The following is a 7,444-nucleotide window of genomic DNA, read 5'->3' as shown; positions in this document are numbered from 1 at the left end:
GTCGAAAAAGATGCCGCCCTGGCGCGGCGATTCCAGCCGGTCTACGTTTCCGAGCCAACCGTCGAGGATACGGTGTCGATATTGCGCGGCCTCAAGGAGAAGTACGAGCAGCATCACGGCGTCAGGATTACGGACTCAGCGATCGTCGCCGCCGCAACGAGCGCGGCGTCTTTTTCCACGTGCTTCTTGTATTCGTCGAGCGTAGTGGCGCCGATGCAGTGCAGCTCGCCGCGCGCCAGCGCGGGCTTGAGCAAGTTCGACGCATCCATGGCGCCGTCGGCCTTGCCGGCGCCGATGATGGTGTGCATCTCGTCGATAAACAGAATGTAGGCGCCGGCGGAAGACGTGACTTCCTGCAGCACCCCCTTGAGCCTTTCCTCGAATTCGCCGCGGTATTTGGCGCCCGCGATCATCGCGCCCATGTCGAGTGCCAGCAATTGCTTGTCCTTGAGGCCTTCGGGGACGTCGCCGTTGACGATGCGCAGCGCCAGCCCTTCGACGATGGCGGTCTTGCCGACGCCGGGCTCGCCGATCAGCACCGGGTTGTTCTTGGTGCGCCGCGACAGCACCTGCACCACGCGCCGGATCTCGGTGTCGCGGCCGATCACCGGGTCCAGCCTGCCGTCCCGGGCGAGGCTGGTGAGGTCGACGCTGTACTTATCCAGCGCCTGGAACGTCGCCTCGGGGTCGGGAGAGGTGACGCGGGCGCTGCCGCGGACCTTGGTGAAGGCTTCGCGCAGTGCCTGAGGCGTGGCCCCGAACTCGCGCAGCAGCCGCGCAGTGGCGTCATCGCCCGCCGCGATCCCGGTGAGGAGGTGCTCGGTCGAGACGTATTCGTCGTCGAGCTTGCGCGCCTCATCCCCTGCGTGGTTGAGCACGGCGAGCGTAGGACGGGAGAATTCGGGCGCGGCGACGGTGGAACCAGCCGCCTTAGGCAGCCGGTTGCGCAGCTGCTCGGCGGCGGCGGCCAGGCGCACCCGGTCGGCACCGACCGCCTCAAGCAGCGGTCGCGCGGTGCCGTCCGCCTGGGAGAGCAGGGCGAGCAGCACGTGTACGGGTTCGACCTGGGGGTTGCCCTCCCCGGCGGCTGACCGGATGGCGACCGACAGCGCCTCTTGGGAACGGGTCGTCAGATTCGACGGTTCCATCGGACCTCATTTCGGGACCGTGGTTTGCGACAAGGGATTACCGTGGCGCGACGGGCAGGGCCGCCGCACCATTCGTGTGCCAGGGGGTGTTTGAAAAGTATCGTCGGATAAGCCTGCGGCGTCTGACGCGTGCGATTCGCAAGGCGGCGGAGCTCCCTCATATGGTGCCTGGCGGCACCGGGGGTGCTTCGCTAACGCAGCGAGCGTGCCGCTCGCGTGTGTGAGGGGCCGGGGTGGCGGCGAAAGTTCGTGCCACGGGGCGTTCTTCCGCGTAGCGCGGACTACAGCCGCTCCACAACCCTGGCTCCATACGCGAGCCGAATACACAGCAGGCGTCGCGGGTCCGGCGAGACTTTTCAAATACCCTCCAGGTCAGTGCTGTGGCTTCCAGACAACCAGCGCGGTGGAGGGGCCGAGGGCCGGCAGCAGGTCGGGGCGGTGCAGCGGGTTCGGCGGCAGCGCGGACGCCTGGGCGGGCAGCGCCACCGGGATGGTGGTGGCCGCCGCTATCGCGAGCCGCTCCTCGAGCTCGACGACCCGGGCGCTGAGCTCGGCCACCTGGTCCTGCAGCTCGCGGATCCGCTTGATCCCGGCCAGGTTCACGCCCTCGTCCTGGCTCAGCCGCTGTACCTCGCGCAGCAGCTCGATGTCGCGGGCCGAGTAGCGGCGGCCGCGCCCCGGCGCCCGGTCCGGGCTGACCAGGCCGAGCCGGTCGTACTGGCGCAGCGTCTGCGGGTGCAGGCCGGAGAGCTCCGCGGCGGCCGAGATCACGTAGGCCGGGGTGGTGTCGGCGATCTGTGCCCTGTTGTCGTTCGGATGGTTCGGCAGCATCATGACTCTCCCTTCGCCGCCGCCAGCAGTTCGGCACGCACGTCGTGGTCGGCGGTGGCGTCCCGGTACTTCTCCAGTGCGGCCGAGGCCGCCTCGCTCAGCTTGGTCGGCACGGCGACCTCGAAGGTGACCAGCAAGTCCCCTCGGGTGCCGTCCTTGCGCGGCGCTCCCTTACCGCGCACCCGCAGCGTGCGGCCGTTGGCGCTGCCCGCGGGCAGCTTCACGGTGACCGGGAGCCCGTCGAGGATCGGCACCTTGATGTCGGCGCCGAGCACCGCCTCCGGATAGGTCACCGGGACGGTCACGGTCAGGTTGTCGGCGTCGCGTCCGAACACCTTGTGCGGCTTCACGTGGACGATCACGTAGAGGTCTCCCGCCGGTCCGCTGCGCTCCCCGGGAGCGCCCTTGCCTTTGAGCCTGATCCGGCTTCCGTCCCGCACCCCCGAGGGGATGCGCGCCTGGAGGGTGCGGGTGGAGGCGGCCCGTCCCGAGCCGTGGCAGGTGGGGCAGGGGTCGTCGACCACCAGTCCGCGCCCCTTGCACTCGCGGCAGGGTTCGGAGAAGGCGAAACCGCCCTGGTTCCGGCTCACCTGGCCGGTGCCGGAGCAGTTCGGGCACACCCGCGGGGTGGTCCCGGCCTTGGCCCCGGTCCCGGCGCACGCCTTGCACGGCGCCTCGCTGGTCATTCGCAGCGGGATCGTGACGCCCTCGATCGACTGCATGAACGTGATCGTGGCCTCGGTCTCCACGTCGGCACCGCGCCGGCCCGGAGTCGGCGCCGGACCTCCCGGGCGGCCCCGGCCGAAGATCCCGCCGAGGATGTCGCCGAGCCCGCCCTGGCCAGCCTGTCCGCTGTTACCGAGCAGGTCACCGAGGTCGAACGGGAAGCCGCCGGCGCCACCCGCGCCGCCGGGCCGGAAACCGCCGCCGAACAGAGAGCGCGCCTCGTCGTACTCCTTGCGGCGCTTGTCGTCGGACAGCACGTCATAGGCCTCGGAGATCTCCTTGAACTTCTCCTCCGCCTTGGCGTCCCCCTTGTTCGCGTCCGGGTGGAACTGCCGGGCGAGCTTGCGGTACGCCTTCTTGATGTCGGCCGTCGGCGCGTCCTTCGGGACGCCGAGCACCTTGTAGTAGTCCTTCTCCAGGTAGTCCTTGGTGCTCATCTTCGCTCCGCTCGCGCTTCTACTGCTCGACCCCGTCGCCGGGCTGGGCGACGGTCACCCGGGCCACCCGCAGCACCCGGTCGCCGAGGCGGTAGCCGGGCTGGAGGATCTCCACCACCGTGTCCTCCTCGATCTCGGGCGCCTCCCGGTGCATCAGCGCCTCGTGCACGTTCGGGTCGAACAGCTCCCCGACCGTGCCGAACTGCTCGAGCCCCAGCTTGGCCACCGTCGACTCGAGGGACTCGGCCACCCGCCGGAAGCCGCCCTCCAGCTCGCCGTGGTCCCGGGCGCGGCCGATGTCGTCGAGCACCGGCAGCAACTCGCCCAGCACCTTGCCGAGCGAGAGTTCCGCCATCGCCACCCGGTCGCGCTCCACCCGCCTGCGGTAGTTCACGTACTCGGCCTGCAGCCGCTGCAAATCCGCGGTCCGCTCGTTGAGTTCGGCCTGCGCGCCCTGCAGATCGTTGGTGCGCTCGGCCAGCTTCGCCAGCAGCTCGGCCACCGCGAGGTTCGCCGTCGGGTCGCCCGGATCGCCCCCGATCGCCTCGTTGACGCGCTCGGCGAACTGCTCGCCGTCACTGTTTTGACCGGCACTGTCCTTGGCGGCCTCGAAACCCTCGTCGTCGCCGTATACGCGGGCGTCGTCGCCGGCCTCCTGGCCGGGGTGGTAGAGGTCGTCGCTCACGGCTTCTTTTCTCCTTGGATCCGATCGATCGGGGGCGCTGCCGGGCGCGCGCCGGGTCGGGGTGAAGCTATCGCCCCGACCCGGTCCGTGCCCGGCTGACGGCGGAAGCGCCGCGGTTCAGCCGTTCTTGCCCTCGTCGACGATCTCCGCGTCGACCACGTCGTCCGGCTCCTGCTCCTGGTGCGGTGCGGCGTCCTGCGGCTCGCCCGGCGACGCGGCCTGCGCCGCCTGGGCCTGCTCGTAGAGCGCGGCGCCCAGCTTCTGGCTGGTGGTGGCGAGCTTCTCGGCGCTGGTCTTGATCGTCTCGACGTCGGTGCCGGTCAGCGCCTGCTTGGTGTCCGCGATCGCCGCCTCGACCTCGGTCTTGACGTCGGCCGGGACCTTGTCGCTGTTGTCCCGCAGGAACTTCTCGGTCTGGTAGACCAGCCCCTCGGCCTGGTTGCGGGTCTCGGCCTCCTCGCGGCGGCGGTGGTCCTCCTCCGCGTACTGCTCGGCCTCGCGCATCATCCGGTCGATGTCTTCCTTCGGCAGCGCCGAGCCGCCGGTGATGACCATGGACTGCTCCTTGCCGGTGCCCAGGTCCTTGGCGGAGACGTTGACGATGCCGTTGGCGTCGATGTCGAAGGTGACCTCGATCTGCGGCAGGCCGCGCGGCGCCGGGGGCAGCCCGGTGAGCTCGAACATGCCCAGCCGCTTGTTGTAGGCCGCGATCTCCCGCTCGCCCTGGTAGACCTGGATCTGCACGGAAGGCTGGTTGTCCTCGGCGGTGGTGAAGATCTCCGAGCGCTTGGTCGGGATCGTGGTGTTGCGCTCGATCAGCTTGGTCATGATGCCGCCCTTGGTCTCGATGCCGAGGGACAGCGGGGTGACGTCGAGCAGCAGGACGTCCTTGACCTCGCCCTTGAGCACGCCGGCCTGCAGGGACGCGCCGATGGCGACGACCTCGTCCGGGTTGACGCCCTTGTTGGGCTCCTTGCCGCCGGTCAGCTCGCGCACCAGCTCGACCACCGCGGGCATCCGGGTGGAGCCGCCGACCAGGACCACGTGGTCGATGTCGCGCACCGAGATCCCGGCGTCCTTGATGACGTTGTGGAACGGGGCCTTGCACCGCTCGAGCAGGTCCGCGGTCAGCTGCTGGAACTGCGCGCGGGTCAGCCGCTCGTCCAGGTGCAGCGGGCCCTCGGCCGAGGCGGTGATGTACGGCAGGTTGATCGTGGTCTCCGAGGAGGCGGACAGCTCGATCTTCGCCTTCTCGCCGGCCTCGCGCAGCCGCTGCATGGCCATCTTGTCCTTGGACAGGTCCACGCCGTGTGCGTTCTTGAACTGGTTGACCAGGTAGTTGACCACGGCCTGGTCCCAGTCGTCGCCGCCGAGGTGGTTGTCGCCATTGGTGGCCTTGACCTCGATGGTGGAGAAGCCGTCTTCGTCCTTGCCGACCTCGAGCAGGGACACGTCGAAGGTGCCGCCGCCCAGGTCGAACACGAGGATCATCTGGTCGCCCTCGCCCTTGTCCAGCCCGTAGGCCAGCGCGGCTGAGGTCGGCTCGTTGATGATGCGCAGCACGTTGAAGCCGGCGATCTCGCCGGCCTCCTTGGTGGCCTGGCGCTCGGAGTCGGAGAAGTACGCCGGGACGGTGATGACCGCGTCGGTCACCTTCTCCCCGAGGTACGCCTCGGCGTCCCGCTTGAGCTTCTGCAGGATGAACGCGCTGATCTGCTGGGCTGTGAACGACTTGTCGTCGATCTGGATCTTCCAGTTGGTGCCCATGTGCCGCTTGACCGAGCGGATCGTGCGGTCGACGTTGGTCACCGCCTGGCGCTTGGCCACCTCGCCCACCAGGACCTCGGCGTTGCGCGCGAACGCGACCACCGACGGGGTGGTCCGGGCGCCCTCGGCGTTCGTGATGACGGTGGGCTCGCCACCCTCGAGGACGGAGACGACCGAGTTGGTCGTTCCAAGGTCGATGCCGACCGGACGTGCCATCGTGGCTTCCTTAGGTTAGACGCGGTCATAAGCTCGTCGCTGCTTCTGCCAGTCTCCGGACCCTAGTAGTTGAGCCCAGCAGACTCAACAATAAGGGTTGAGGTGGTTGGACTCAACTCGTGCGCGAGAACCCACATTGGCCAGGCCAATCGTCGTCCGAGGGGAATCTCCCCCGCTATGGCGCCACCCAAGCGCCCCGCCATCGGGAGGCGGCGGCGACGGTGCTGGCGGGGGGGCGAGGTTCAGCTCTGCGTGCGGTGTACCTGGACGCCGCTTTTCCACACGCTGTGGATGAGCGGGACGCCGGGCCGGTAGGCAAGATGCAGATAAGACGGTGCGTCGAGTAGAGCGAAGTCGGCCCGGGCGCCGATGCCGAGGTGGCCGATGTCGGTCCGTCCGAGCGCCCTCGCGCCCCCTGCTGTCGCCGCGAGGAGCGCTTCTGCAGGGCTCATCCGCATCTCGCGGACCGCCAGCGCGATACAGAAGGGCATCGATGAGGTGTAACAGGAGCCGGGATTGCAGTCGGTCGCGATGGCCACAGTCGCTCCGGCCTCGATAAGCCGCCGCGCGTCCGGATAAGGCGAGCGTGTGGAGAACTCCACACCCGGCAACAGCGTCGCGACCGTAGATGATCCGGCCAGCGCCTCGACGTCCGTGTCGTCGAGGAACGTGCAATGGTCCGCCGACGCCGCGCCGTACTCCACGGCGAGCCGGACTCCCGGTCCAGGCCCGAGCTGGTTGGCGTGCAGGCGAATCCCCAGACCGCGCGCCTTCGCCGCGTCGAGCACCGCACGCGTCTCGTCCTCGTCGAACGCGCCGCGCTCGCAGAACACGTCTACATAGTTGGCACTCGGTGCACAGGCCTCGAGCATCGGGCCGCGTACCAGGTCTACGTAGTCGGCGCGCCGCTCGGCGTACTCAGCGGGGACGACGTGCGCGCCGAGGAATGTCGCCGCGTCGCACTCCTCGCGGGCGATCCGGATCGCGCGCGCCTCGTCGTCCACGGTCAGCCCGTAGCCGGTCTTGCACTCCACGGTCGTCGTGCCCTGACGCGTCATCTCCGCGACGAGCCGCCGGACGTTCGCCCGCAGTGCCGCGTCGGCGGCGGCCCTGGTCGCGGCCACCGTCGTGCGGATTCCCCCGGCGCGGTACGGCTCGCCGGTCATCCGCGCCTCGAACTCGGCCGCCCGGTCGCCGGCGAAGACGAGGTGGGCGTGGCTGTCCACAAAGCCGGGGATGACCGCGCGGCCACCGGCATCGATGCTTTCGTCGGCGGCGGGCGCTGCGGAGGCGGAACCCACCCAGGCGACCCGACCGTCTTCGACCACGAACGCGGCGTCGCGCACAACCCCCAGGCCGGCGGCCGGACGTCCGTTGTTCACCGAAGGGACGTCCGCTGTCCCATTGACGGATTGCGCTGTCTCGTCGGCGGATAGGGTTTCTACCACGCTGTGGATAACCAGGGTACTGTTTTCCACACCCTGTGGATGACTTGTGACTAATTCGCCGATCTCTGTTACAAGCAGGGCTCTGCTAGCCATGTGCGCGCCCGTCATACGGGCTCTTCGTCAGCGAACGGCGGTAGACCGCGCGGATCGCGTCGCCGAGCCGCCGCGGAGCGTTGTCCACAAGCA

5 protein-coding genes and 2 pseudogenes are annotated in these 7,444 nt (G+C 69.1%); 1 reads left to right on the top strand and 6 read right to left on the bottom strand.

The genetic code is table 11. The features are described 5' to 3' along the window. Nucleotides 1-72: 72 nt before the first annotated feature. A pseudogene (locus VGZ32_RS29135) lies at nucleotides 73-117 on the top strand (hypothetical protein); the annotation flags it as partial. Nucleotides 118-158: 41 nt separating this feature from the next. On the opposite strand, the pseudogene VGZ32_RS23195 reads toward VGZ32_RS29135, so the two are convergent. The 6 genes and pseudogenes from VGZ32_RS23195 to hutI all read right to left on the bottom strand — a co-directional run. Continuing rightward, a pseudogene (locus tag VGZ32_RS23195) lies at nucleotides 159-1,148 on the bottom strand (Clp protease N-terminal domain-containing protein); the annotation flags it as partial. Between the two features lie 372 nt (nucleotides 1,149-1,520). Then, nucleotides 1,521-1,979: a heat shock protein transcriptional repressor HspR gene (locus tag VGZ32_RS23190; protein WP_414642587.1), complete on the bottom strand. Its 459-nt coding sequence runs from the start codon at nucleotides 1,977-1,979 to the stop codon at nucleotides 1,521-1,523. Then, entirely contained in the window at nucleotides 1,979-3,142 is a 1,164-nt protein-coding gene (gene dnaJ / locus VGZ32_RS23185; protein ID WP_326888274.1) for a molecular chaperone DnaJ, read from the bottom strand. The genes VGZ32_RS23190 and dnaJ overlap by 1 nt, the downstream gene beginning before the upstream one ends. Nucleotides 3,143-3,161: 19 nt before the next feature. After that, nucleotides 3,162-3,827 (bottom strand): nucleotide exchange factor GrpE, encoded by a 666-nt coding sequence (gene grpE, locus VGZ32_RS23180; protein WP_326888273.1) that lies wholly within the window; start codon nucleotides 3,825-3,827, stop codon nucleotides 3,162-3,164. Nucleotides 3,828-3,944: 117 nt separating this feature from the next. After that, nucleotides 3,945-5,810 (bottom strand): molecular chaperone DnaK, encoded by a 1,866-nt coding sequence (dnaK, locus tag VGZ32_RS23175; RefSeq protein ID WP_326888272.1) that lies wholly within the window; start codon nucleotides 5,808-5,810, stop codon nucleotides 3,945-3,947. Between the two features lie 242 nt (nucleotides 5,811-6,052). Beyond that, the gene (hutI, locus tag VGZ32_RS23170; RefSeq protein ID WP_326888271.1) at nucleotides 6,053-7,192 is read right to left on the bottom strand and encodes an imidazolonepropionase; all 1,140 of its coding nucleotides are present in this window, start codon (nucleotides 7,190-7,192) and stop codon (nucleotides 6,053-6,055) included. Nucleotides 7,193-7,444: the final 252 nt, after the last annotated feature.

Origin of the sequence: Actinocrinis sp., from assembly GCF_035938995.1 — a bacterium.
Lineage (GTDB): Bacteria > Actinomycetota > Actinomycetes > Streptomycetales > Catenulisporaceae > DASZGI01.
The sequence above is the reverse complement of the archived record's forward strand: the minus strand, read 5'-3'. Positions and strand labels throughout refer to the sequence as shown.

What these genes read in the sequence shown, in the direction of transcription:
- dnaJ (WP_326888274.1), bottom strand. Translation starts at nt 3,142, where the DNA reads ATGAGCACCAAGGACTACCTGGAGAAGGACTACTACAAGGTGCTCGGC.
- VGZ32_RS23190 (WP_414642587.1), bottom strand. Translation starts at nt 1,979, where the DNA reads ATGCTGCCGAACCATCCGAACGACAACAGGGCACAGATCGCCGACACC.
- dnaK (WP_326888272.1), bottom strand. Translation starts at nt 5,810, where the DNA reads ATGGCACGTCCGGTCGGCATCGACCTTGGAACGACCAACTCGGTCGTC.